The following is a 23,849-nucleotide window of genomic DNA, read 5'->3' as shown; positions in this document are numbered from 1 at the left end:
GGTGGTCTGCTACCAGTTTCCAACGTGAGTCAGGAGCGGCACGAGCAGTCCGAGGACCCATGCCAGCACGACCGCGACGAAGATGCCGGCGGTCCAGCGTCTCGAGCGTCGAGCACGGCGCGTTGGTACTTCGCCCCAGAGCTGCGTTCGCACGATGAGGTGGTTCGCATCGCCCACCATGCGGCGCACCTGCGGGTCGTTTGTCTCCGGAGTTCCGGCTCGTGCGTGTGCAGCGATTGCGACCGCTTCATCCAAGGTCAGTTCGGTCTGCGCTCTGACGGTGACTCGCATGGGGCTATTTCACCTCGCCCTTCGCGGCGTCGTAGGTCGGGGCGTCGGGGGCGTCCTTCGCTGGACCGACACCGATCGGCACACCGGCCTCGGGGTGGTTCAGGTCGAAGGCCGGGGACTCGGAACGGATCCGCGGGATCGAGGTGAAGTTGTGGCGCGGCGGCGGGCAGCTGGTGGCCCACTCGAGCGAGCGGCCGTAGCCCCACGGGTCGTTGACTGCCACCTTCGGAGCGTTCCGGGCGGTGACGTAGATGTTGAAGATGAACGGCAGGAACGAGATCGCGAGGATCATCGAGCCGATCGTCGACAGCTGGTTCATCCAGGTGAAGCCGTCGTTCGGCAGGTAGGTCGCGTAGCGACGCGGCATGCCGATGACGCCCAGCCAGTGCTGGATGAGGAACGTCGTGTGGAAGCCGATGAACAGTAGCCAGAAGTGGATCTTGCCGAGGCGCTCGTTGAGCATCTTGCCGGTGAACTTCGGCCACCAGAAGTAGAAGCCGGAGAACATCGCGAAGACGACGGTGCCGAACACCACGTAGTGGAAGTGCGCGACGACGAAGTACGAGTCGGACACGTGGAAGTCGAGCGGCGGCGACGCCAGGATGACACCGGTGAGACCACCGAACGTGAAGGTGATGAGGAAGCCGACGGCCCAGAGGAGCGGGGTCTCGAAGGTGACCGAACCGCGCCACATCGTGCCGACCCAGTTGAAGATCTTCACGCCGGTCGGGACCGCGATGAGCATCGACATGAGGGAGAACCACGGCAGCAGCACCGAACCGGTGACGTACATGTGGTGCGCCCACACCGTGACCGAGAGGGCCGCGATGGAGATGGTCGCGTAGACGATGGTCTTGTAGCCGAAGATCGGCTTGCGGCTGAAGACCGGGAAGACCTCGGAGACGATGCCGAAGAACGGCAGCGCGATGATGTAGACCTCGGGGTGCCCGAAGAACCAGAACATGTGCTGCCAGAGCAGCGCTCCGCCGTTGGCCGGGTTGAACACCTGGGCGTCGAACACCCGGTCGAGACCGAGGCCGAAGAGCGCGGCGGCGAGGACCGGGAAGGCCATCAGCACGACGAGCGACGTCACGAGGGTGTTCCACGTGAAGATCGACATGCGGAACATCGTCATGCCGGGAGCGCGCATCGTGATGATCGTCGTGATGAAGTTCACCGCGCCGAGGATCGTCGAGAAGCCCGTCAGGCCGAGCCCGAAGACCCAGAGTGTGCCGCCGAGCCCTGGTGTGAACGTCGTGTCACTCAGTGGTGCGTAGGCGAACCAGCCGAACGACGCGGCGCCCTGCGGGGTGAGGAAGCCACCGACGGCGATGAGGCCACCGAAGAAGTAGAGCCAGAACGCGAAGCCGTTGAGTCGCGGGAAGGCGACGTCAGGGGCCCCGATCTGCAGCGGCATGATCGCGTTCGCGAAGCCCGAGAACAGCGGCGTCGCGAAGAGCAGCAGCATGATCGTGCCGTGCATCGTGAAGAGCTGGTTGTACTGCTCCTTCGTCGCGACGAGCTGCAGCCCGGGCTCGAAGAGCTGCGCGCGGATGACGAGTGCCATCACGCCGGCGAGCAGGAAGTACAGGAACGACGTGATCAGGTACATGTACCCGATGGTCTTGTGGTCGGTGGATGTGATCCACCGCACGACGAGGTTCCCCTTCCGACCCGCCGAAGGTCGGTCAGCGCTCGGTCCGGCGACCTGCCTCGGTCGCGGCTGTGTCGCGGTCATCGCGCCTACCCCTCGTTACTTGGTGCACAAACCCTTTGCCTGATGATAGTATGCACACAGGGCGGTGTCACGCTGCCGCGGCAGATGGGGACGGTAGATTCACCCGCATGGCAGGTACCTCGCTCGCGCTGGATGACCAGGTGTGTTTCGCGCTTGCGATCGCATCCCGGCGGGTGATCGGCAGCTACCGCGAGCTCCTCGCTCCCATGCGTTTGACACATCCGCAGTACCTCGTGATGCTGGCGCTGTGGGAGCAGGAACCACGCGGCATGCAAGAACTTGGCTCTGTGCTGGCGCTGGATCCCGGGACGCTGAGCCCGTTGCTAAAGCGACTCGAGGCGTTGGGGTATCTCTCCCGCAGTCGGCGGACCGGAGACGAACGGTACATCGACGTGGCGTTGACGGATGACGGGCGTGCGCTGCGTCAGCAGGCTGAGGTGATCCCGGCGACGCTCGTGGAGCGACTTGGTGTTCCGCTGGCAGAGCTCGAGGCGCTCAGGGACTCCCTGCAGCACCTCATCGGGGCGATCGATGCCAACGACGCCGCTCCCCGCACGACACCGAAGCTGACTGACACCGACGGACGCTTCATTACACGTCCGTCAGGAACCAACCCATGACCATCGAAGCCAACGCACACACTGCGCACCGACGTCCGACCCTCTCCCGCAAGGTGCGGGCGTACGTCTCGCTGACGAAGCCGCGGGTCATGGAGCTCCTGCTGGTCACCACGGCTCCGACGATGTTCCTCGCCGCCCGCGGCGTGCCGGACCTGTGGCTCGTGTTCTGGACGATGCTCGGTGGCGCGATGTCGGCGGGGGCCGCGTCAGCGTTCAACTGCTACATCGACCGCGACATCGACCGCCTGATGAAGCGCACGAGCACCCGGCCGCTCGTGACCGGCGAGCTCTCCGACCGCGAGGCCCTGGTGTTCTCGTGGACGCTCGCGGTGCTCTCGACCGCGGTCCTCGGCTTCCTGGTGAACTGGCTGTCCGCTGCGCTCAGCGTCGTCGCGATCCTCATCTACGTGTGCGTCTACACGCTCTGGCTCAAGCGCCGCACTCCGCAGAACATCGTGTGGGGCGGGTCGGCCGGCGCGATGCCGGTCCTCATCGGCTGGGCGGGCGTGACAGGGTCGCTGGCGTGGGCGCCAGTCATCCTCTTCATGGTGATCTTCCTCTGGACGCCGCCGCACTACTGGCCGCTCTCGATGAAGTACCGCGACGACTACGACGCCGCCGAGGTCCCGATGCTCGCGGTGGTCCGCGGGCGCACGGTCGTCGGCCTGCAGGTGGTCCTGTACGCGTGGGCGACGCTGGTCTGCTCGCTGCTGCTCATCCCGGTGGCGCACATGGGGCCGCTGTACACGGTGGTCGCGCTAGCCGGGGGCGTCTGGTTCGTCGTCGAGTCGCACCGGCTGTACTCGCGGGCGATCCGGCACGTGGAGCAGGTTCAGCCGATGCGCGTGTTCCACAGCTCGATCACGTACCTGACGCTGCTGTTCATCGCGGTGGGCATCGACCCGCTGCTGCCGCAGGTCTTCACCCTTTCGCTGTAGGAAGCGACTCTCCGAAGGCTGCTCCCCTCGGCGGGTGTGTTGCAGTGCCGTCACCGCCGAGGGTTCCCGGCTACTCGATTGCAGCCTGGGTTCGCTGCCGCCGGTGATCCCCGCGCGGTGTTGGTCATCGTCAGACCGGCCTTAGCTACCAGCCGGCAGTGTTCGGTTCGTCCGCTGAGCTCACGGAAGGGACTGACCGCGCCCGCGTGATTCGCTAGTTTCAACCGAGGGAGGCGGAGATGGCGAGTCCGGGGTGGTTGGGGGCGGTCGGCTGCGCTCTGCTTGTGCTCCTCGTCAACGTGGCAATTTGGGGTGTTGTGTCGGTCGCGACGAATGGAATGGGTCGCAATCACGCGGCTGGCATACGATTGCCGTCGCTGCTGCACAGCGACGACGCCTGGCGAGCCGGCCATCTTGCCGGGCAGAGAATCATGCGGCCGTTCTTGATCGCGGCGGCGATCGTCGTGATCGTGTCGATCCCAGCGCAACTGGCGCCAGCGCTTTACCTCGTGCTGCTCGGACTTTCCCTCGCTTGCACACTGGCTGCTCTCGGGGCAGGTGCGCTGTCCGCGTCCCGGGCTGCTCGCCAAATTACTCGGGACCGCTGATGAACTGAGCCTCCTCGACACCCGTTGCGCGCGCTCAGCGACCTCGTTGCGTGACGCGGGGCATCTGCCTAACTACGCAGTCGACCGGCCCTCGCGTTTAGCACCCATTCCGCACTCGCCCGAATGGCCATTGGACGGCGTTAGTGCTGGTGCCGGACTGCTTTGGGAACCAACACCACACTGCGCAGACGAGCGCTACTGCCACCGCGACGACTTATTAGGTGGTGACGAAGCCGCGCGCTCCGCTACGCTCGCGGAAGCGGCATAACCGAACCGACACCGTGTCCACGATCAAGGGCCAAGGCCCAGCGCGCGCGACTGGCCGCGGCATCCGAAGGCAACCCGGTGATGACTGTCGGCATCGACCGCCCCACCTTGGATCGCGACGTCCGCCGGCTCACAGCCGACACCGCGTCGCAGCTCCCGCACTGAACGAGCGGCGCCGACCGACGCCGCTCCCGGAGAGAAAGAAGCACACAATGTCAAACTCGCTCGATGGCAAGGTCGCACTCGTCACCGGTGGTGGCGGAGGGATCGGGCGCGAGACCGCGAAGGTCCTCGTCGACCACGGCGCACGGGTCGTCGTCGCCGACCTGTCCGAGGATGCCGGCAACGGGACGCTCGAGTACATCGACGGCGGAGACGCCGTGGCGTTCGTCCGGGCGGACGTGACCGACCTCGCGTCGATGCAGCACCTGGTCCAGGCCGCGGTGGACCGCTACGGCCGACTCGACATCGCGCACAACAACGCCGGCATCGAGCTCACCGGCCCCGACCTCGCCGACGTCACGGTGGAGCAGTTCGACAAGGTGATCGCCGTCAACCTCACCGGAGTGTTCATCAGCATGAAGGCCGAGATCCCGCAGATGCTGGCGCAGGGCGGCGGATCCATCATCAACACCGCCTCGTCCCTCGGGCAGTCCGCCATCGCCCACCAGTCCGCCTACGTCACGTCGAAGCACGGCGTCATCGGCCTCACCCGAGCCGCCGCGGTGGAGTACTCCGACAAAGGCATCCGCGTGAACGCAGTGCTGCCCGGGGTGATCCAGACGCCAATGATAGACGCGCTGGAGGAGACCTACCCCGGCTTCAAGGACGCGCTGCTGACGAAGCACCCGATCGGCCGACTCGGCACGCCGCACGACATCGCCGAGATGGTCGCGTGGCTCGGTTCCGACGCGGCCGCCTTCGCGACCGGCTCGCAGTTCGCCGTCGACGGCGGGTACCTCGCGATTTAGACGAGGTGGCCACGACGGACGGGAGGCACGGTGTCAGCTGGCACCGTGCCTCACGTCCGTCACCGGTCGCACCGCGACCGCGGGTCGCTGGTCGGCGCGATCTTCCACTCCGACCACGGCAGCGTCTACACCTCGAAGGCCTACGCCGCGCTCTGCGAGCAGCTGGGCGTGACCCAGTCCACGGGCGCGGTCGGCACGAGTGCCGACAACTCACTCGCGGAAAGCTTCAACGCCACGCTCAAGCGCGAACTCCTCGCCGGCCGGCCAGCGTTCCCGGACCAGGCCACCGCCTACCGGCCCGTGTTCCGGTGGGCGAACCGCTACAACACTCGCCGGCGCCACTCCGCGATCGGCAACATCAGCCCGAACGCCTACGAAGCCGCACGCTCCGCTACGCTCGCGGAAGCGGCATAACCGAACCGACACCGTGTCCACGATCAAGGGCCAAGGCCCCGGCGTTTGCGCAGGTCAGCGGCTCGTTCGCCCAGTGGGCGCATCAAGCGATAGACGCAAAGCCGACGTGATTAGGTCGTCGGTTCGATTCCGACAGGCGGCTCCGGCGAACAGCCCCTGACCTGCGCAAACGCAGGGCAGGGGCTGTTCGGTTCTGGTGGTCGCGCGGTGCGCTGGCCTCACGGCTCTGCCCGACACCGACGTCGCTCTCCTCTGCGACGGACCTCTCGCCGGCTGAGCGCTCGCGGCCGGCATCCTGTCCGTGTGCCGATAGGCCTCGCACCGCTCGGCAACGCAGCGTGGCGTTGCGTCGCGACCTGGCGACGGCTCGGCGGGGCGCGATCGTCTCGTGCGTTGGCGGACTACGGGAGCTTGGACGCGAGGACGTCGGCCGCCAGGATCTCGGGTGCTGCGCTGAGGAGGTGCTGGTTGGCCATCAGGGCTGCGACGATGGCGCCGTTGGCGTGGGCGTCGCGAGCGGCCTCGTCGGGGAATGCATCGAAGATCCAGAAGGTGTCGGCGTGGGTCCTGACCGCGAACCAGACAATCGTTCCTACTTCTTCGTTGGCGAGTGCGACAGCGCCGGCGAGCAGATCGGCGACCGCGTCATGCTGTCCATCGGCCGCGACGATCTTGGCGACGAAGGCATACGGAAGTGATGCGGGTGTGGACATGAGGGGTTCTCCTAGGTGTCGAGGTTTCTTGGTGAAGCGAGTTCAGCGTATGACGAGCGAGAGCCGGTGGGGAGTGGCGTACACGGCAGTATTGCTATTGTTTACGTCATGCGTATCGGACTGATCGCGATCGACGGCTGCTTGGGTTCGGCTATCGCGTCGATCATCGACATCGTGCGGGTGGCCGACGGAGCCCGCGGCGATGTCGACCCGCGGATCGACCCGATCGAACTCGCCATCCTCGGACCGAAACGGCGAGTGACCACGACGGCATCGATGACCCTGTCGGTGGACCACCCGCTGTCGGAGTCCGGAGAGTTCGACGTGGTCGTCGTCCCTGCGCTTGGAACCCTTACGGCCGCCGCTACCAACGACGCCCTCCAGAGCCGAGATGCTCGTTCGGTCATCGCCTCGCTCGGGCGCCTCGACGAGGCGACCACCCGGATCGCCGCGGCGTGCACCGGCGTGTTCGCCGTCGCCGAGACCGGACGGATGCATCATCGGAGGGCGACGACCAGCTGGTTCCTGGGGCCGGAGTTCCTGAAGCGCTATCCGACCGTCGCCCTCGATCTCGACACCATGGTCGTGGTCGACGGGAACCTCGTCACCGCCGGCGCCGCCTTCGCCCACATCGACCTCGCGCTCTCACTCGTGCGATCGATCAGCCCCGACCTGGCCCAACATGTCGCCAAGCTCCTCATCATCGACGAGCGCCCGTCGCAGGCGGCCTTCGTCGCCTACGAACATCTCCGGCACGAGGACCCGATCGTCGTCGAGTTCGAACGCTTCGTGCGCGCCCGCCTGGACGAACCGTTCAACGTCGCCTTCGTCGCGCAGTCGCTCGGCACCAGCCGGCGCACCCTCGAGCGACGAGTCCGTGCGGCGCTCAACCTCACTCCGCTCGGCTTCGCCCAACGGCTTCGCATCGAACGGGCTCGGCACCTCTCAGCAACCACGGACCTCACCTCCGCCGAGATCGCGCTACGGGTCGGCTACGCGAACGCCGAGACTCTGCGCTCCCTCCTGCGCAGGGAGCGACGCCGTTCCTGACCTATCGCCATGCCTTAGAACCACCTCTCAGCACGTCGCGTCGACGCTCCTGCGTCGCCCCTGGACCACCCACTCGACACGCCCGCAGCACAGGTCATGTGACGTGTCCCGGCTTCCCGGACGGTCGGGGTTTGGGTGGCTGTGATGTCGCTGCGTTCTCGTCGAGGGGGTCAGCAGACCCGATCAGGGTCGACTGGGATGAGACGCGAAGGCGGTCAGGTCAGGGCGGCCGAAGCCGGCCGGCGGGGTAGCGTCGGTCACGTCGAGGTCTTTCGGACGGATGGCGTAGGAACCTCCGTCGTCGGGAGACCTCGACGTCTAATCTGCGGACCGACGCGCCCGGCCGACCTACACCCTCATCTGGGAAAGAGCCCCCATAGCGGCGGCCGTCGCCGGCGTCAGAGGCGGCGCGTACCGTAGGGCATGCCTGGAATTGTTCCCCCCAACGGTTCCGGGCATCCGGCTCGAGCAGCCCCCCAGATTCGCTCGAGCTGTAGGCGGCCCCGGTCCTGTTCCCCCCAACAGGCCGGGGCCGCTTCACGCTCCGGCCTCGCGCGCCGAGGCGAGCTGCTCGAGCGGGATCCTGATCGGACCGCCGCCGGCGGACTGTCCTGGCCTGATCGGGCCGCCTGCGGCGGACTGCATTGACTGATCTGAGCCGGCAAGCCGGCGCTGCGCTATGAACCCTTCGGGTTCGTTGTTTGCCCGGGAAGCCTTTGGCGATTGTACGGTCGGCTCTCTCCGCGCAACCCACTCCGCTATCGGCCCGCACGCGAGAACTTCCTCCTTCCGCTGCGCTCCCTCCGGAACTTCTCGGAGCGTTCCGGCTCCGGGGTTGCACTCCGTTCCCCTCCCTGATCGGCACTACGTGCCTTCCCGGGCAAACAACGAAAGGGAGAGGAAGCAGAAATGATGTTGATGGGTATCCGAGCGACCGCAGATGGTCGCGCCGAGGGCGTCGTCGTGAACGTGAGGACCTCCGTCCTCGCGGGCCTCCAAGCGCAGATCGGGTGCGGTGCGGTGGACGTGGCCCACCTCCCGAACCAGATCGAGGCGTGGGTCGATGACAACGGCGCATACACCGCCGAAGTCAACGCGCCCGCGACCGTCGCCGCGGTGGTCCTCGGTCGGCCCCGGCACGCGGACCCGCTCTACGGGCCGGTCGTGTTCCTGACCAGCGACCGCGCCGGTGAGGTCCGGTCGCTGTCGCCGGATCAGTACAAGGCGGTCATGGCCGCATTCGAGCAGGCACGTGCCGCGCTCACCCGGGCGGAAGCGCTGCTTGCAGCGCTGTCCCGCTAACACCACCCGCAGCACCCATAGAAACGACCGGGTGCGGAGTTCCCGGCAAGAATCAGTTGCCAGGACCCGCACCCGGTCACTACCGGAAAGCGTACAGAACAATGACCATCACAGACAACATTCACATCACCCACCTGACCGACACACCCGAGGCCGATCAGCCCACCCCCGAGGCCACACCGGCCACGGACGGCGTGGAACTGGTGACCCTCCCGGCGCTGAACGTGTCGATCGAGAACAACGTCCGCACCGCGGCCGACCTCGACCCCGCGTTCCTGGCCTCCGTGAAGCAGCACGGGGTGCTCCTGCCGACCATCGGCTACCGCGACCAGGACGGCCGCGTGGTTGTCCGCGACGGGCAGATGCGCGTCCTGGCAGCCATCGAGGCCGGGTGCGACGTGCCAGTGTTTGTCACCGCTCGTGACGACAACACAGCCAAGCGAATTGCGGAGCAGTTGGTCGCGAACGAGCGCCGCACCGCCCTGACGGACGGTGACCGGCTCGCCGCGTACCGGCAGTTGGAAATCGAGGGCCTGTCGGTCACCGCGATCGCCAAGGAGACCGGCACGAAGCGGGACACCGTGAAGGCGACCCTCGCCGTGGCGAAGTCGGAGGCCGCGACGAAGGCGGTCACCGACTCCGCGCTCACCCTGGACGACGCACTGCTGTTCGCGGAGTTCCAGGACGACCCGGAGGCCATCGCGGAACTGCAGGGCTGCGTGGACGAGGGGTACGCCGACGAACTGAAGTTCACGGCCGAGCGCATTCGGCAGGACCGGCAGGGCAAGGCAGACATGGCCCGGATCGCGGGGGAGTGGGAAGCCAAGGGCGTCCGCGTCGTCACCAGCGAGGACGACTACACGACCCTGTCGAGCCTGACCGACGCTAACGACGACGCCGAGGACCGCCCCGTCCTCGATGCCGAGGCGCACGCGACCGGCTGCGCCGGTCACGCCGTGTTCCTGCAGGCATGGGGTGAGCACACCGCGGTCGCGGTGTGCACCACCCCGGTGGCGCACCACGTGAAGTACCCGCGGTACTCGTTCAGCACGGCCCCGGCTGCGGAGCTGACCGAGGAAGAAGTGGCCGAGCAGAAGGAGGCCGAGAAGGCCGCGCGCCGGGAACTGATCGCCAACAACAAGGCGTGGGACGCTGCGGACACGCTCCGGATCGAGTTCGTGAAGTCGCTCCTGCAGCGGAAGACGCTGCCGAAGGACTGGACGATGTTCGCCGCTGTCGCGGGCACCCGTCATGGGTGGACCATGCGCGCCGACAACAGCGGCGGTGTCCGGGACCTGCTCAGCATCGAGTCGGGCAGCGGCTACGGCGCTGACACGGTGGCGACGTGGGTCGAGCAGCACCCCGCGAAGGCACCGCACGTCGCCCTCGCCGTGGTGCTGTCCGCGTTCGAGAACGCGGCGAACCGCGAGTGGTGGCGTCGTCCCGCCACCGAGGGCGCGGCGTACCTCAACCAGTTGGCCGCATGGGGCCACCGCTTGACCGACGTCGAGAAGATCGCCGCGGGCATCCAGCCCGAGCCGGTCGACTCGGTCGAGGACGCGGACACCGCAGCCGAGTAGGTGAACCAGCGTGGGGGTCGCAGCCAGCGGCCCCCACGCCCACCCGGCACCGGATCATGTCTCATCGCCCCGTCCGAGTGTCCGTGGGCTGCGCGGCGGCTTCGCCACCGCAGCAAGGGGCTTCGCCCCCTCCTGGACCCCGGAGCCCCTCGACGGAGCTCTCGGCTGTCACCGCCTGCGGCGGGTCCAGGACGGCGACGCAGGTGCCGCGTGCCTTAGATCTCTTCCCAGGAAAGCTGCGCCACCTGCATAGTTCTCGCCCAGAGGAATCGGTTGATGGGGACTCCATCGCATTTGACAGTGAACGTGGGCGTCGGACGGACGATCCCCAACTCAACTTGCTCCTGTGCCCACGCGAGCAGGGCGTCGAGGGTCGCCGTGGGGGCTGAGACAACACGATTACGCCGGCCTGCGATCCGGGTGTCGGTGAACGTGCCCCGATAGCCACCGAACCAACGCCAGACCAGCAACGTGTCGAAATCCACTACGTCTCCAGACGATTGGTCGAGCGTGGCGCTCCATCCCAGGGCTTCCGGCCCCGGCCGGGAGTCGCTTCGCTCCGAGTGGAACCGGCTTCGCCGGCACAGTTTGGGCCTCCGGCCCGTTTCTTTGCCGTGAAGCCTTCGGCAGCGTACGGACGTCCGGGTTCCGCGCAAGCGGCAAGCCGCCGGCTCCTCCGAGATTTTCGGCACGCGGTCGCTTCGCTCCCTTATTTCGCGCCGAAATTCTCTCCCCCACCGCCCTTCGGGTTGCACTCCGCCCTCCCGTCCTAGCGGCGACAAGTCGCCTTCACGGCAAAAAAACGAGAGGGAGAGGAAGAGCACATGCGCTACCAGATCGAGACGCTGACCCGAGTTGTCAGCAAGGCCGACGACGCAGCGGAGGCGAGGACGGCGGCACTGCGAGAGCGGGCCGCGGAACTCAAGACCGCCGCGTCGCTGGGTTGGACCCTCGCGAGCACGTTCGTTCTCGAAGGGGTCGAAGTCGCCACGTTCGTCGACACGATCACCTTCACGCCGCCCGCGGAGTGATCCAAGGCGGGAGGGGACAACTCGTAATTGCCCCCTCCCGCCTCCATTCTCACCGATCGAGACCCCGGAGGTACAGACCATGAGCAGCACCACCGCCACCAAGACCCGCACCACCAAGACCCGCCGCCCGACCGTCACGCCGGAGCAGCGGAAGGAGCAGGCCGCCGCGCTGCACGAGTCGATCGCGACGCAGGTCGAGCAGCTGCGCGACTCGGACCGATGGACCGCGTTCCTGCAGTTCGCGGGCGCGTTCCACACGTACAGCCTCAACAACGTGTTGTTGATCCTCAGCCAGCGGCCCGACGCCGAGCGCGTCGCCGGGTTCCGGAAGTGGCAGGCCCTCGGTCGCCAGGTCCGCAAGGGAGAAAAGAGCTTGCGCATCTTCGGCTACAGCACCAAGAAGGTGACCGAGCAGGACGAGAACGGCGACGACGTCGAGAAGCGTTACCCCCGGTTCCCGATCCTCCCCGTGTTCGACATCGCCCAGACCGACCCGATCGACCCGGACGCCGACGACCCGTCCACCCTCACCGCGCCGCTGACCGGCACCGACGATCACGGCGTCATCGGCACCCTGACCGCTCACCTGGTCGCGGACGGGTGGAGCGTCGAACACACCGAGCCGGGAGAAGGCCGCAACGGCTTCACCGACCCCACCGCCCGCCGCGTCGTGATCGGGTCGCACCTGACCCCGGAGCACTCCGCGAAGACGCTCATTCACGAGCTCGCGCACATCCTCCTCGGCCACACCGACGACCTGACCGAGTACGCCGAGCACCGCGGCCTCATGGAAACCGAGGCCGAGAGCGTCGCCTACGTCGTCGCCGGACTGGTCGGATTCGACACCGCCGCCTACTCGATCGGCTACGTCGCCGGATGGTCCGACGCAGACGCCGACCTGATCCGTTCCACCGCCGCCCGCGTCCTCACGGCAGCGCACCAGGTGGCCGCGATCCTCGCACCCGCCGACGTCGACGCCGAAGACGGCGACGACGCGGACCCCACCGAGCAGTAGTCACCGCGGGGGCCGCCCAGCGGCCCCCGCGCCCCGGAAGGAGCACCACCGATGGACGCCGTCACCTACCGCCGCCCCGACCACCTCGACCCCCGCACGACCGACCCCGCCGCCCCGGCCGCGGACGTCGACCCGACCGGCGCCACATGCGGCGCCGAAACCGCCGAGATGGGCGAAGAGTGGTTCTGCACCCGCCGCCCCCACCACCCCGACAACGAGCACCGCGCCGCGTTCGACCGCGGCGGCGACGGCCCCGCCGACGCCGTCGGCTACGCCTGGCGCGACGAGCTCTACGACCCCAGCCCGGCCCCCGTCGCACCGCGGAGCGGGCTCCGCGACACCGGAACGCAGCCGCCGTTCACCCTCGCCCAGACGATCACGTGGACCGAACTCCGCGCCGAGGTCGCACGCGCTGGCGCAGAGCACTGGGTCCAGGGCAGCCGGAAGCACCGCGAGCACGTGCGAGAAGCCGACCGGTTCGACGCGATCGCCGCCGAGCTGCACCGCCTCTGGGACCTCAACACCGCGGCAGGGTGACGGGCCGGCGGGGCGGGGGCGTGGCCGACCTCCGGCCGCCCGTGGAGGCGGCCCGCCCCCACACCCCCGGCGCACCTGCGGTGCTGGTAGAACCGGCGACGGAGCGCCGGTCTGTAAGGGCCTTACGGCCCGTTCTTTTGCCGTGAAGCCTTCGGCAGCATACGGACGATCACCCGGAATGCAACCGGCTTTCGCGGCATAAACGGCCCCTCCCCGCAAGCGGGTCCTCTCCATATATTCCACGACCGGTTGCATTCCGGGCGCTCATCCTAGCGGCGACAAGTCGCCTTCACGGCAAAAAAACGAGAGGGAGAGGAAACACCATGAATGACACAGTGCAGGTTACGTTGAACCGCGAGGACTGGGAGCACATTGTCCGACTCGTGCAACGCGTCGTACCGGCAACGTCGCAAAGCCTCGACGACGCCTACGAGTGGGACGAGGACGAAGGCCCCGACGTCGAGTGGATCGAAGCACGACAGCGCAGCCTCGCCGATGCCCGCGCACTCAGCGATCGCGTGACCGCGGCGGTTGCCGTCGCGACCGGAGAGGCCGCTCCGCGGCAGGCAGGGACAGCGGCGACGGGAGAGGCGTAGCCAGGCACTCCTATTCGGTTCCGTGAATGACAGAACAGCGCTAATGCACCAGGGGATTTCCAGCCCTCCCGCTGTCGTTCACTCCCCGAAGTCGCCTTCCTGAACACTCTGCGTTGGTACCAGAGAATGCAGACCGACGGCCTGCAAAGAGGTGTGCCGCCCGGCTAAAAAAGGGTCGAAGAATGCAGGAAAAATGCTGGTCAACCCGGCTATTTCGACGTAGAATAGAGGCATGCAACGGGGGAGGGGCCTCCACTGCATCACAATCTTTCGGAAGGTGATTTCGATGAGCATCACGGTTTACAGCAAGTCTGGTTTCTGCGGCATGTGCATGGCCACCGAGCGCGCTCTCGTCTCCGCCGGCGTCGAGTTCAACGAGGTTCACCTCGAAGACGTCGACCAGGCGCAGATCGAGGAGTGGAAGACCACCCTCGGCATGAACGCACCCATCGTCATCACCGACACCGAGACCGGTTCCTGGAGCGGCTTCCGCCCCGACAAGATCGACCAGCTCAAGACCGCCACCTCGACGGTCAAGGCCGCGTGATGACGATGACGCTCGAACGACCGACCACCGCCTACCGCGACGCGATCCAGCCCGAGAGTCGCGCTGCCGTTGACGAGCTCTTCCTGACCGACCCGGGTCACGCCCTCATCGCGATCGACCGGGCCACCCACGACCCATCCGAGGACGTCCGCGAGTGGGAACTCGACGCCGAGGGCCGGCACGTGTGGGAGGCCGGCTACATGGTCGGGTTCTCCGCCGCTCAGCCGCAGCTCATCGCCCAGGTGCACCGCCTCGAGCAGCTCCTCGCTCGGGCCGAGCGCGACGCGGACCGGTACTACGCCGAGATGTGCCGCCGTCCCGCAGCACCCAGCCCGGACGGGCAGTCCTTCGCGGAGCTTTCGCGGATCCGCGGCGACGACGAACGCGCTGACCGTCACGAAGCGACGATCGACCGCATGTTCCCCCAGTACGCCGGCACTCGCGCCTGAGCGGTCCTCGCCGTCACCACGAGATCCACCCCTTCCGCGAGCGACGCGGTTGGTAGAATCGAGTCCGAGCAGGGGAGTCCCCATGAGCATCAAGACCGAGCACGACACCGCCCGAACGATCGACGTCGAGCAGGAGATGGCGCTGGTCGAGAAGGGCCAGCAGCTCGCCGGCCACTTCCCCGACGCGGAAGCGCTCGGCCGGGCCCGTCGCATCCTCGAGGGGACGCTGTCGCCGGAGGATGCGCGCGCGGAGGTCGCTGCGAAGCACGGGTTTCCTCTCCGCCAGCGCTGAGCGCCGGCGTCCTGCGGGGGAGCGGATGAGCGTCGACGACAAGTACACCTACCCGGGTAGTGGTGGGGTCCTGGTGAACGCTGCGGGGATTCGCGATCAGCGACAGCTTGACGAGGCGATGAACGACGTCGCGTCGATCACGATGGCCGAGGTCCGCGCCGAGCCGGTGCCCGACCGCCCCGGCTACGGGTACCTCCAGAGCATCCATGAACGCATGTTCGGTGACCTGGTGCCCGGTATCGCTGGACGCATCCGCGACGTCGACGTGCAGGCAACTGGCACGGGCATCCCGTACTGCCGTCCCGAGTACATCGACGCGAACCTGGCGACAGTGTTCGGCAAGCTTGAGCGGGAGGACTACCTCACCGGCCTCGACGCCGAAACATTCGCCGACCGGCTCGCAGACCGGTGGGGAGAGCTGTCGGCCATCCACCCGTACCGTGACGGCAACACCAGATCCCAGAGCACCTACGTGTCCGCGATCGCCGAGCGCGCCGGGCACCCGATCGACTGGGAGCGCGTCGACGTCGACGAGCTCCGCACCGCACGCCTGTACGCGGTCGCCGGCAACGACCGCCCCCTCGCGGACTACCTCTGTGCCCACCTGGTCGAGCGTGTGCCCGTGCTTGATGAGCGTGAGTTCGACGCCTTCGAGCGCCGCGATCGCGACATGATGCGAACCGCCGGCATCGACCCCGACGCGTCCCCCACAGCACAGCACGGCGCGACCCAACCGGCGACCGAGCAGTGGCCGTCCCTGCCTCAGCAGTCGCGCGGGCACGACGGCCTTGAGCGGTAACGAAGGAGCACGGAGACATGACTGATCGCACCGCCGAGTTCATCATTCGGGACGACTATGACCTCGCCTCCGCTCTCGCTACCGCGTTGCGCGACGCACGCGCCGCAGGGGACGTGCAGGGGGAGCGGGCCCTCGCGTCGACGCTTGCGCAGGTATCGCATTCGCTGGTGTTCGCGGCTGACCCTGACGAGGAAGCCATGCCGGCGCTCACCCATCTGAATGGGCGTCCGGACGCAGCTGCGATTCGGACTCTGCTTCGTCGATGACTCGCGGGCCTCGCCCCTCGCCCGCCGCGGACCGCTTCTGGTCGCACGTGGTGCAGGGTCCGGTGTCGTCCGATTGTTGGATCTGGACGGGCGCCGTCGGCGACGACGGGTACGGCCGGTTCTGGGTACCGCAGCCGGACGGCGGGCAACGCGCTATGCGCCCGCAGCGGTGGCTCTACGAGCACCTCACCGGCGCCGCTCTGCATCCGTCGACGCTTCTCCTGCACGCGTGCGATGTGCCACTCTGCGTGCACGTCGACGTCGAGCCGGCACGATCGCACCTGGCGCCGGGAACGCACCGCGGGAACATGCTCGAGCGGACGCAGCGCGGCCGACATCGCAACGGCGCGACCGCGCTCCGCACGATCAGCTTTCCCCGCTCGGAGCGCGTGCGTCTCTCCCGTGAGCTCCGCGAAGCGTTCCGCGAGCACGGGTGGGACGCCGATGCCGTTCGCACGTGTCGGACAGGGATCGCGGCGAACACTCCGACGCTCTGGTGACGCGAGTGTGTCAGCCGCCGGCGGTACCGTCGCGCACAACCGACGAGGGGACAGGAACATGACCAACTACGCGCCGCCCCAGTGGTCGCCCGTATCGCAGGTACCGACGCTGCCCGGTCCTCGCCGGGGCACGAAGCTGTCACGGTGGAGCGTGTTCCTCGGCATCCAGTCCGTGCTTCTCGGTGCGCTGCTGCCGATCCCGATACTCGCGATCATCTTCGGCATCGTCGGCCTCTGCCGCGGCACGGACCTCCCGGGTCGCGCCGTCGTCGGCATCGTCTTCGGATGGTCTGGTCTGACGTTCTGGGGCGGCTTCATCGCCGTGTGCATCTGGTCGATGCACGTCAACCTCGCCTAACGGTCACAGCACACACCGCGGCCCCCGACCACACACAAGTGGTCGGGGGCCGCGTCACGTGTAAGGGACGGTACCGCGTTCGCCGCGGAGGCGGTTCTCCTACGCCGCGTACGACTCGTGCGCGTCGCCCTGCTCGCCGCTCTCGTCGTCGTTCTCGGCCGCCGTCACGGCCTCGTCGCCGCCGTTCGTCGCGTCGGTCTCAGCCTTCGCCTTGGACCGCTTCACGTCGCGCACGGGGATGCCGAGTCGTTCCGCGACCTCGTCGCGGGTGACCTTGGTGTCGAGCATGCGTCCGATGATCGCCTGCGCTTCGGCTTCCGCCTCAGCGATCGCGGCGGCCTGCTCGTCGCGAATCTTCTGGATGCGCGTTTCCGCGTCCTCGTTGATCCCGTCGACGGCGTCGGCTGCGACGAAGTATTCGACGGCGAACTCTTCGAGCTGCTCCTGCCGACGGCGGAAGTCCGCCGCCCGCTCGACTGCTCGCTCACGTGCAACCTTGCGCGCGGCGGCTTGCTTCCCCGACGTTCGAACGTTAGCCATGTCGTTCCCCAAACCCTAACGGCCACCACCCGCCTGATTCGGGCGGCACCTGCCTAGCGGCGGTGCCCAGCGGCGCTCTTCTTGTCGCCCAGTGTAGCTCGCACCTCCGGCGCGGTCGGTGACAGCTCTCGACCCGGATGCAGACGGCCCGACGCTCCTCGTTCCTCGTCGCTGGCCGCCGCTCCCGGTCTCCACCTGTCTACCGCGCTCGTCTCTCCGCCGATTCCGCTTCGCTCCACCGACTCCGATCCTCCCGGCCTCGCATCTCTCCCTCCAGTCTGCGCTCGTTCCTCGCTACGACCTCCGGTCATCAACGTGTCACACCTCAGGCATTACAAATGAATGAGGCTAGACTCGCCTTATGCGCACCGCATCCAGCTCGCACCACGGCTGGGTCCGACGCGTCTCGATTACTCCCATGACGGGCGGTGACGGCGCATGATGACCATGCACGTGCTCTCCGCCGGCGACGGGTACACGTACTACACGTCGGAGGTCGCCACCGGCGATACCCGCCGCGACCACGACCGTGAGCTCGGCGATTACTACACCGCCGACGGCAACCCTCCCGGCCGGTGGATGGGCGGCGGTGCGGCCCTCCTCGGCGTCTCCGGCACCGTCACTGAGGACCAGATGAAGGCCCTCTTCGGTGAAGGGCTGCACCCCGACGCCGACCGCATCATCGCGGATGCTCTCGCGTCCGGGATGACTGGCAAGCAGGCGCAGGTGGCCGCGAAACTGGGTCGGTCCTACTACGTGTACAAGGCCGACGAGAACACGCTGCAGGGGCGCATCCAGGCCGGATACCAGGCGTTCCAGCGCGTGCAGAGCCACGAGCCCAACACCGAGGAGCGGCGCCTCATCCGATCCCGCGAGGGTGCGCAGGCGTTCCGGGATGCGAAGGGCCGCGAGCCCGCTGACAAGGAAGAGCTCGGCCGTTACATCACCGCAGCGACCCGTCCTGACCAGCAGGCCGTTGCCGGGTTCGACCTTGTGTGCTCTCCCGCGAAGAGCGTCTCCGTGCTCTGGGCACTCGGAGACAACGACACCCGCAAGGCGATCGAGCAGGCGCAGGACCGCGCCGTCGCGTCGACTATTCGCTACCTCGAGCGGGAGGCGCTAGCGACCCGCGCTGGCACGAACGGTGTGGAGCAGATTGAGGTCGAGGGCGGCGTCGCAGTAACCGCGTTCCGGCACTTCGAGTCCCGAGACGGTGACCCGCAGCTACACGACCACCTCGTGGTCGCGAACAAGGTCCAGGGCTCCGACGGCAAGTGGCGCACCATCGACTCGAAGCTCCTCCACCGCATGAACGTGCCCATCTCGGAGTTCTACAACGCCGCCATCATGTCCGAGGTCACGAAGGCACTCGACGTCACCACCGAGGCCCGCACGGTGTCTGTCGGCAAGCGTCCCGTGATGGAGATCGCCGGCGTCGACACCGACCTGATCGACACGTTCTCCTCGCGGTCGGCATCGATCCGCGTCGAGGTTGAGCGCCTCACCGCGGAGTACCAGCGGGACCACGGTCGCGCCCCTGACACCAAGGCGCAGATCAAGATCGCTCAGCAGGCGACGTTGGAGACTCGCCCGCAGAAGGAGCACGGACGCTCCCCGCAAGCCGCCCACGACGACGCCGTCGCGCGCGTCGGGCAGGACCGCGCCGACCAGGTCCTTCCGAAGGCCCGCCGCATCGCGGAGGTCCGGGCCCGCGACGGGTTCGGTACGCCGACGGTCGACGTCGACGAGCGCGCCGCCCTGGTCCTCACCGCCGTCGAGGAGCGGTACTCAGTGTGGGGCGCCGGCGTCATCGAGGCCGAAGCCCGCCGCCAGCTCGCCGCTATCATCCCGGACCAGGACGTCGCCGAGCCCCTCGTGCAGCAGGTCGCGAAGTCCGCCCTGCACTCCTCAATCTCGCTCACCCCGCCGTCCCCGCACGGTGCGTTCAAGCCGCTGACGCGCTCGGACGGCGAGTCGGTCTTCGAGCACAAGGGCAAGACCGTCTACACCTCCGGTGCGATCCTCGCGGCCGAGGACCGCCTCCTCGGTGCGGCCCGAGCACGAACGATGGCGCCCGTGGGGGTCGACGTGTTCGAGCGCGTCGCGGCCGCCTACGACGGCCCGCTCGATCAGGGGCAGCGGGACCTCGCGAAGGCGTTCGCCACGTCCGACCGAGAGCTCCTCATGGGTATCGGGCCCGCCGGCGCCGGCAAGACGACCGCCCTCAAGCTCGCGGGCGCCGCACTCACCGCGGGCGGCGTTCGCATGATCGGCCTCGCCCCGTCCGCCCCGGCAGCGTCGGTGCTGTCCGACGCGGTCGGGATCGACGCGACCACCATCCACGGCTTCATCGTCGCCCACCAGCAGGACGACGTCGCTGGGTCTGATGTGCCGGCGAAGTACGCCCTCAAGCCGGGCGACGTGATCGTGGTTGACGAAGCCGGCATGGCCGGCACGTTCCGCCTCGACGACGTCCGCGCGATCGCCTCCGAGTACGGCGCCGTGGTCCGTGGCATCGGCGACGACCGCCAGCTCTCAGCCGTCGAGGCCGGCGGCGTACTGCGCCTCATCGACCGCGAGGTCGGCTCCGTGCAGCTCGAGCACGTGCACCGGTTCCGCGACGCCGACGAAGCCGAAGCGTCCCTCCGGCTCCGCGACCCCATGCGCCCAGGCGATCCGTTCTCCTGGTACCAGGACAACGGCCGCGTCGTCGGCGGCGACAGCGAGCGGATGACCGCCGCGGTCTTTGAGGGATGGCAGCACGACACCAACGCCGGTGTGCGATCCCTGATGCTCGCCCCGACCGCCACGGCCGTCGCGGACCTCAACGCCCGCGCACAGGCGTACCAGATCTCCACCGGCGACCTCAACACCTCTCGGTCGGTGCCCTTGCGTGACGGACTCGCCGCGCACGTCGGCGACACCATCGTCACCCGCCGCAACGACTCAGACCTCCGCATCCAGGGAGGCCGCGACCGGGTCAAGAACGGCGACCTGTGGACCGTCACCGGGATCCGCGACGACGGCGCTCTCGACGTGGCCCACGCCGAGCACGGCGCCGTGATTCAGCTTCCCGCCGGGTACGTCAGCCAGCACGTGGAGGTTGGCTACGCCCGCACCATCAGCCGCTCCCAGGGCCTCACCACCGAGAACACGCACGTCCTCGGCGACGCCACCATGAGCCGCGAGGACGCCTACACGGCCCTGTCCCGCGGCAAGGAGAGCAACCGCCTCTACCTCGCCCTCGACGACGCCGCGACCGTCCCCGACGCCCTCGAGCAGATCGCAGCCCGCTCGGAGCGGATGCTGTCCGCCCACGAGACGATCCGCGTCGAGCAGGACCGCGTCGAGGACCTCGTCACGCTCATCGACCAGCACGCCGACGTCGCCACCCGCGCCGACGAGCTCCGCGCCGGCGCGATCGTGGAACGCGCCCTCGGCGCAGACGTTGCAACGTCGCTCGAGGGGCAGGAGTCGTGGGGTGCCCTCGCGGCGTCGCTCCGGCACGCGGAGGACTACGGCCACGACCCGATCGCCACGTTGCAGGACGCGTACCAGCAGCGTGAGCTCGGCACCGCTGACGACGTCCCCGCGGTGCTGCACTGGCGCATCGAGCAGGCCCTCGAGGGGATCGGCCAGCCCACCGTCCTCCTCGTCGACCGCGAGCCAGTCGACGGCGTCCCGGCGTGGATCGCCGACGGCCGCCGACACCAGGACGAACTCCTCCCCGCCGAGTGGCACGACCACCTCGCGGAACGGCACCACTACATCGGCATCCGCCTCCGCGAGCGGGGCGCAGACCTCGCCCTCGAGCAGCCGACGTGGACGCAGGATCTCGGACGCCTCCCGTCCGAGCCGTGGCGCATGTTCGACTGGCACCGCACCGCAGCCGAGGTCGACGTGCTCCGCACGAAGTACCGCATCGACCCGTCCGAACCGCAGGCGATCCCCGACAAGCTCCGCGGCAACCCCATCGCTGACCACCTGCAGGAACGCGTGACCGCGCTCCACAAGGCGGCCGCACTATCGACTGCCCCCGACGTAACCGAGTCCACCCGAGGGCACTACGCCGCCCACGCAGCCGAGCAGTTGGCCGCGGCACGGACCGCCCTCGTCTCGGCCGCCCAGGCCGTGCAGCAGGCGACGTCGACGGTGGCCACGGCCACCGACGTCTTCGCCGAGACCACCACCGAGGCCGCACCCGCGACCACGGCCGGCACCGAGACCATTCCCGTGGCTGCGGTGTCGTCCCGCACCGCACAGGAAGGAACCATCATGAGCGATCCCCTCGACGAGGCACTCGAGCACGTTGGCCGCCAGGCAGGCCGGGCAGGGCAGACCATCACCTCGGAGATTGCCCGCCAGGCGCAGCGTGCCGCGGACGAACATCGCCGGCAGCTGCAGGAAACCCAGCGGAAGGCCGAACGCGAGCGCGACTTCGCCGCCCGTGACGCCCAGCGCAAGACTGACCGTCAGCGCGAGCAGGCCGAACGGGATGCACAGCGAGAGGCAGCGCGCGAGCAGGAGCGGAACGAGCGTCTAGCGTCGCGGTATCCAAACCCCGAGCAGCGCGATGGCGACGCAGCCGCGTTTGCCGAGGGGGCCGTCCTCGCCGCAGCGGCCGTCGAGAGCGAGACCGACACCGGTGCCGTCGCGATCACGTCCGACAGCCGCAACGAGACGGCGGCCGAGACGGCGTCGATCGCCGGCGAGGGGCGGACCAACGCCGACGCAATCTCCGCGACCGGGAACTCCGTCGAGGCGGACTACGACGAGTTCGAGCTGCGAGACCGCGAAATGCTCCGCCAGGCCGGTATCGACCCCGACGCGGCGTCGACGTCCACCGGGACCCACACCTCTCTCACGTTCGAGCCGTCACCAGCACCGGAGCTCTCCCGCGGCGACGACGGCCTCGAGCGGTAACGCGCGCGGCCGTCTTCCCACGACAGAGCAGCCGCGTGCCGTGCTGGAGAGCGGTCAACTGCAAGGTGCTCGCTATCTCGGTGGACGACCTCTCCCGGGGTCACCGGTCAGAGTCGTTTGGTCCGACCTACCGGGGGAGCCGGGGTGAAGGAGCTGGGCGCTACAGAATGCATGTTGTTATTCGTAGGCGGGACGCTCGGTAGCTTATGGCACGCCTGAGCTCAGCCTTCAGGGCGGAAGGGCCAGGTCGTGGCTAATGCCAACCGAACTAAACGAGGCCTACGTCGAGGCGTCGCATCGTTGCTTTTATCCGGGCGATGCCGGACTGACGGTCCTCGTCGATCACGGTGAAGCGGGCAGCTTCTCGCTCGATGACGATGTGTTCGCCGGTCGGCTTCGCGAGGAAGACGTGCACGAAGTAGGACCCACCGCCGAGGCGCAGGTCGGACAGTCGCCATTCCACTGACGCCGAGCCTTGCAGTGGCGGGTAGACGGTTCCGGTTTGCCTACTGTCGACTCCGTAAACGGGGTGGCCGAACTGGTTCTCGATCTTGATGCCGGCGCGCCACTCGGGCAGCGGGGTCGTGTGCGAGAAGGTCGCGCGCACCACGATGTCGTCGCCCGAGCGGTGGTCCTCGCCGGGGGCGCGGCCCGGGATCTCGAGCTCGACGTGCTCGACCTTGCCGGGGTTGGCGTCCTCTTCCGGGTGGGACGCCTCGGCCTCGGCGATGCGACGGCCTTCGAGGATCTCGCGGAAGTTCTTCACCGCGAGGCGGGCGGACCCCTGGAACTTGACCTCGCCGTGGTGCAGGACAACGGCGGAGTCGCAGAGCTCCTGCACCTGGCCGAGCGAGTGGCTGACGAGGACGATCGTGCGGCCCTGCGCCTGGAACTCGCGGATCTTGTCGAGGCACTTCTTCTGGAACTGTTCGTCCCCGACGGCCAGGACCTCGTCGACGAGCAGGACGTCGGGGTCGGTGTTGATCGCGACGGCGAAGGCCAGCCGGACGTACATGCCGGACGAGTAGAACTTCACCTGGGTGTCGATGAAGTCGCCGATGCCGGAGAACTGCAGGATGTCGTCGAAGCGCTCCTCGGTCTCCTCCTGCGTCTGGCCGAGGATCGCGGCGTTCAGGTAAACGTTCTCGCGGCCGGTCAGGTCGGGGTGGAAGCCGGCGCCGAGCTCGATGAGCGCCGCCAGACGACCACGGCGCTCGACGGTCCCGGTGGTCGGTTCGAGGATGCCGCCGATGGTCTTCAGCAGCGTGGACTTGCCCGAGCCGTTCGGTCCGAGCAGTCCGATCGTGGTGCCGGCCGGGATGTCGAGGTTGATGTCCTTGAGCGCCCAGAAGTCCTCGCTGTGCCGGCGTCCGGCGCGTCCGAGGGTGACGACACGCTCCTTGAGGGAGTTGTCCTTGCGGATCGTGAAGCGCATCGAGACGTTCTTCACCGTCACGACGGCGGGAGCGTCGGCGAACGGGGAGGTCGTGCCCTGGGTTGGCAA

At 68.0% G+C, this 23,849-nt stretch carries 22 protein-coding genes and 1 pseudogene; 19 read left to right on the top strand and 4 right to left on the bottom strand.

From position 1 onward, the window contains the following. Positions 1-295 precede the first annotated feature (295 nt). Complete coding sequence (gene ctaD / locus OVA28_RS00605) at positions 296-2,029, bottom strand: aa3-type cytochrome oxidase subunit I (protein WP_416354664.1); 1,734 nt, start codon at positions 2,027-2,029, stop codon at positions 296-298. A gap of 107 nt (positions 2,030-2,136) precedes the next feature. Between ctaD and OVA28_RS00600 the strand changes: the two genes are divergently transcribed. From OVA28_RS00600 to OVA28_RS00580, 5 genes and pseudogenes are all read left to right on the top strand, one after another. Continuing rightward, positions 2,137-2,649, top strand: coding sequence for a MarR family winged helix-turn-helix transcriptional regulator (locus tag OVA28_RS00600; protein ID WP_194663622.1), 513 nt, complete (start codon positions 2,137-2,139; stop codon positions 2,647-2,649). Further along, complete coding sequence (locus OVA28_RS00595; protein ID WP_268095378.1) at positions 2,646-3,587, top strand: heme o synthase; 942 nt, start codon at positions 2,646-2,648, stop codon at positions 3,585-3,587. The genes OVA28_RS00600 and OVA28_RS00595 overlap by 4 nt, the downstream gene beginning before the upstream one ends. Positions 3,588-3,871: 284 nt before the next feature. Continuing rightward, positions 3,872-4,195 carry an SdpI family protein gene (locus OVA28_RS00590; RefSeq protein WP_194663624.1) on the top strand — a complete coding sequence of 108 codons (324 nt, stop codon included), beginning with the start codon at positions 3,872-3,874 and terminating at the stop codon, positions 4,193-4,195. 479 nt (positions 4,196-4,674) lie between these two features. After that, the gene (locus OVA28_RS00585; RefSeq protein WP_194663626.1) at positions 4,675-5,433 is read left to right on the top strand and encodes a glucose 1-dehydrogenase; all 759 of its coding nucleotides are present in this window, start codon (positions 4,675-4,677) and stop codon (positions 5,431-5,433) included. Between the two features lie 78 nt (positions 5,434-5,511). Further along, positions 5,512-5,847, top strand: a pseudogene (locus tag OVA28_RS00580) (transposase); the annotation flags it as partial. A gap of 401 nt (positions 5,848-6,248) precedes the next feature. On the opposite strand, the gene OVA28_RS00575 reads toward OVA28_RS00580, so the two are convergent. Continuing rightward, on the bottom strand, positions 6,249-6,560 hold the full coding sequence (locus OVA28_RS00575; RefSeq protein ID WP_014909223.1) for a putative quinol monooxygenase: 312 nt from the start codon (positions 6,558-6,560) through the stop codon (positions 6,249-6,251). 108 nt (positions 6,561-6,668) lie between these two features. On the opposite strand from OVA28_RS00575, the gene OVA28_RS00570 reads away from it, so the two are divergent. From OVA28_RS00570 to OVA28_RS00510, 13 genes are all read left to right on the top strand, one after another. Continuing rightward, positions 6,669-7,610, top strand: a complete 942-nt coding sequence (locus tag OVA28_RS00570; RefSeq protein ID WP_194663671.1) for a GlxA family transcriptional regulator — start codon at positions 6,669-6,671, stop codon at positions 7,608-7,610. Positions 7,611-8,573: 963 nt separating this feature from the next. Then, a complete protein-coding gene (locus OVA28_RS00565) occupies positions 8,574-8,912 on the top strand; it encodes a DUF3846 domain-containing protein (RefSeq protein WP_194663631.1) in 339 nt (112 codons plus the stop codon). A gap of 101 nt (positions 8,913-9,013) precedes the next feature. Continuing rightward, the gene (locus OVA28_RS00560) at positions 9,014-10,492 is read left to right on the top strand and encodes a ParB/RepB/Spo0J family partition protein (protein WP_268095377.1); all 1,479 of its coding nucleotides are present in this window, start codon (positions 9,014-9,016) and stop codon (positions 10,490-10,492) included. 824 nt (positions 10,493-11,316) lie between these two features. Continuing rightward, entirely contained in the window at positions 11,317-11,523 is a 207-nt protein-coding gene (locus OVA28_RS00555; protein ID WP_071274492.1) for a hypothetical protein, read from the top strand. Positions 11,524-11,602: 79 nt separating this feature from the next. Next, on the top strand, positions 11,603-12,538 hold the full coding sequence (locus OVA28_RS00550; RefSeq protein WP_194663641.1) for an ArdC-like ssDNA-binding domain-containing protein: 936 nt from the start codon (positions 11,603-11,605) through the stop codon (positions 12,536-12,538). 51 nt (positions 12,539-12,589) lie between these two features. Then, positions 12,590-13,075: a hypothetical protein gene (locus OVA28_RS00545; protein ID WP_194663643.1), complete on the top strand. Its 486-nt coding sequence runs from the start codon at positions 12,590-12,592 to the stop codon at positions 13,073-13,075. A gap of 323 nt (positions 13,076-13,398) precedes the next feature. Next, a complete protein-coding gene (locus OVA28_RS00540) occupies positions 13,399-13,671 on the top strand; it encodes a hypothetical protein (protein WP_194663644.1) in 273 nt (90 codons plus the stop codon). Between the two features lie 286 nt (positions 13,672-13,957). Beyond that, entirely contained in the window at positions 13,958-14,218 is a 261-nt protein-coding gene (locus OVA28_RS00535; protein ID WP_055949697.1) for a glutaredoxin domain-containing protein, read from the top strand. After that, positions 14,218-14,667, top strand: a complete 450-nt coding sequence (locus tag OVA28_RS00530; protein ID WP_268095375.1) for a hypothetical protein — start codon at positions 14,218-14,220, stop codon at positions 14,665-14,667. Before OVA28_RS00535 ends, OVA28_RS00530 begins: the two co-directional genes overlap by 1 nt. A gap of 82 nt (positions 14,668-14,749) precedes the next feature. Beyond that, a complete protein-coding gene (locus OVA28_RS00525; protein ID WP_055949702.1) occupies positions 14,750-14,959 on the top strand; it encodes a hypothetical protein in 210 nt (69 codons plus the stop codon). A 25-nt stretch (positions 14,960-14,984) separates the two neighbouring features. After that, positions 14,985-15,758, top strand: a complete 774-nt coding sequence (locus OVA28_RS00520) for a Fic/DOC family protein (protein ID WP_268095373.1) — start codon at positions 14,985-14,987, stop codon at positions 15,756-15,758. A 17-nt stretch (positions 15,759-15,775) separates the two neighbouring features. Further along, positions 15,776-16,024, top strand: coding sequence for a hypothetical protein (locus tag OVA28_RS00515; protein WP_268095372.1), 249 nt, complete (start codon positions 15,776-15,778; stop codon positions 16,022-16,024). Positions 16,025-16,582: 558 nt separating this feature from the next. Further along, the gene (locus OVA28_RS00510; protein WP_268095371.1) at positions 16,583-16,882 is read left to right on the top strand and encodes a hypothetical protein; all 300 of its coding nucleotides are present in this window, start codon (positions 16,583-16,585) and stop codon (positions 16,880-16,882) included. A gap of 99 nt (positions 16,883-16,981) precedes the next feature. Here the strand turns inward: OVA28_RS00510 and OVA28_RS00505 are convergent, their stop codons facing one another. Then, on the bottom strand, positions 16,982-17,434 hold the full coding sequence (locus OVA28_RS00505) for a hypothetical protein (protein ID WP_268095370.1): 453 nt from the start codon (positions 17,432-17,434) through the stop codon (positions 16,982-16,984). A 426-nt stretch (positions 17,435-17,860) separates the two neighbouring features. Here OVA28_RS00505 and mobF point away from each other — a divergent pair, with 426 nt between their 5' ends. After that, positions 17,861-22,345, top strand: coding sequence for a MobF family relaxase (gene mobF, locus OVA28_RS00500; RefSeq protein ID WP_268095368.1), 4,485 nt, complete (start codon positions 17,861-17,863; stop codon positions 22,343-22,345). 268 nt (positions 22,346-22,613) lie between these two features. On the opposite strand, the gene OVA28_RS00495 is transcribed toward mobF, so the two are convergent. Then, positions 22,614-23,780, bottom strand: a complete 1,167-nt coding sequence (locus OVA28_RS00495) for an ABC transporter ATP-binding protein (RefSeq protein WP_442780749.1) — start codon at positions 23,778-23,780, stop codon at positions 22,614-22,616. Positions 23,781-23,849: the final 69 nt, after the last annotated feature.

The organism is Curtobacterium sp. SL109 (assembly GCF_026672405.1).
GTDB lineage: Bacteria > Actinomycetota > Actinomycetes > Actinomycetales > Microbacteriaceae > Curtobacterium.
This window is presented reverse-complemented; position numbering and strand designations above follow the sequence as displayed.

Excerpts from the sequence above, each read along its gene's own strand:
- OVA28_RS00525 (WP_055949702.1), top strand. The coding sequence starts at position 14,750 with ATGAGCATCAAGACCGAGCACGACACCGCCCGAACGATCGACGTCGAG.
- OVA28_RS00545 (WP_194663643.1), top strand. The coding sequence starts at position 12,590 with ATGGACGCCGTCACCTACCGCCGCCCCGACCACCTCGACCCCCGCACG.
- OVA28_RS00585 (WP_194663626.1), top strand. The coding sequence starts at position 4,675 with ATGTCAAACTCGCTCGATGGCAAGGTCGCACTCGTCACCGGTGGTGGC.
- OVA28_RS00510 (WP_268095371.1), top strand. The coding sequence starts at position 16,583 with ATGACCAACTACGCGCCGCCCCAGTGGTCGCCCGTATCGCAGGTACCG.
- OVA28_RS00520 (WP_268095373.1), top strand. The coding sequence starts at position 14,985 with ATGAGCGTCGACGACAAGTACACCTACCCGGGTAGTGGTGGGGTCCTG.
- ctaD (WP_416354664.1), bottom strand. The coding sequence starts at position 2,029 with ATGACCGCGACACAGCCGCGACCGAGGCAGGTCGCCGGACCGAGCGCT.
- OVA28_RS00540 (WP_194663644.1), top strand. The coding sequence starts at position 13,399 with ATGAATGACACAGTGCAGGTTACGTTGAACCGCGAGGACTGGGAGCAC.
- OVA28_RS00575 (WP_014909223.1), bottom strand. The coding sequence starts at position 6,560 with ATGTCCACACCCGCATCACTTCCGTATGCCTTCGTCGCCAAGATCGTC.
- OVA28_RS00570 (WP_194663671.1), top strand. The coding sequence starts at position 6,669 with ATGCGTATCGGACTGATCGCGATCGACGGCTGCTTGGGTTCGGCTATC.
- OVA28_RS00555 (WP_071274492.1), top strand. The coding sequence starts at position 11,317 with ATGCGCTACCAGATCGAGACGCTGACCCGAGTTGTCAGCAAGGCCGAC.
- OVA28_RS00515 (WP_268095372.1), top strand. The coding sequence starts at position 15,776 with ATGACTGATCGCACCGCCGAGTTCATCATTCGGGACGACTATGACCTC.
- OVA28_RS00600 (WP_194663622.1), top strand. The coding sequence starts at position 2,137 with ATGGCAGGTACCTCGCTCGCGCTGGATGACCAGGTGTGTTTCGCGCTT.
- OVA28_RS00560 (WP_268095377.1), top strand. The coding sequence starts at position 9,014 with ATGACCATCACAGACAACATTCACATCACCCACCTGACCGACACACCC.
- OVA28_RS00550 (WP_194663641.1), top strand. The coding sequence starts at position 11,603 with ATGAGCAGCACCACCGCCACCAAGACCCGCACCACCAAGACCCGCCGC.
- OVA28_RS00530 (WP_268095375.1), top strand. The coding sequence starts at position 14,218 with ATGACGATGACGCTCGAACGACCGACCACCGCCTACCGCGACGCGATC.
- OVA28_RS00495 (WP_442780749.1), bottom strand. The coding sequence starts at position 23,780 with ATGCGCTTCACGATCCGCAAGGACAACTCCCTCAAGGAGCGTGTCGTC.
- OVA28_RS00535 (WP_055949697.1), top strand. The coding sequence starts at position 13,958 with ATGAGCATCACGGTTTACAGCAAGTCTGGTTTCTGCGGCATGTGCATG.
- OVA28_RS00595 (WP_268095378.1), top strand. The coding sequence starts at position 2,646 with ATGACCATCGAAGCCAACGCACACACTGCGCACCGACGTCCGACCCTC.
- mobF (WP_268095368.1), top strand. The coding sequence starts at position 17,861 with ATGATGACCATGCACGTGCTCTCCGCCGGCGACGGGTACACGTACTAC.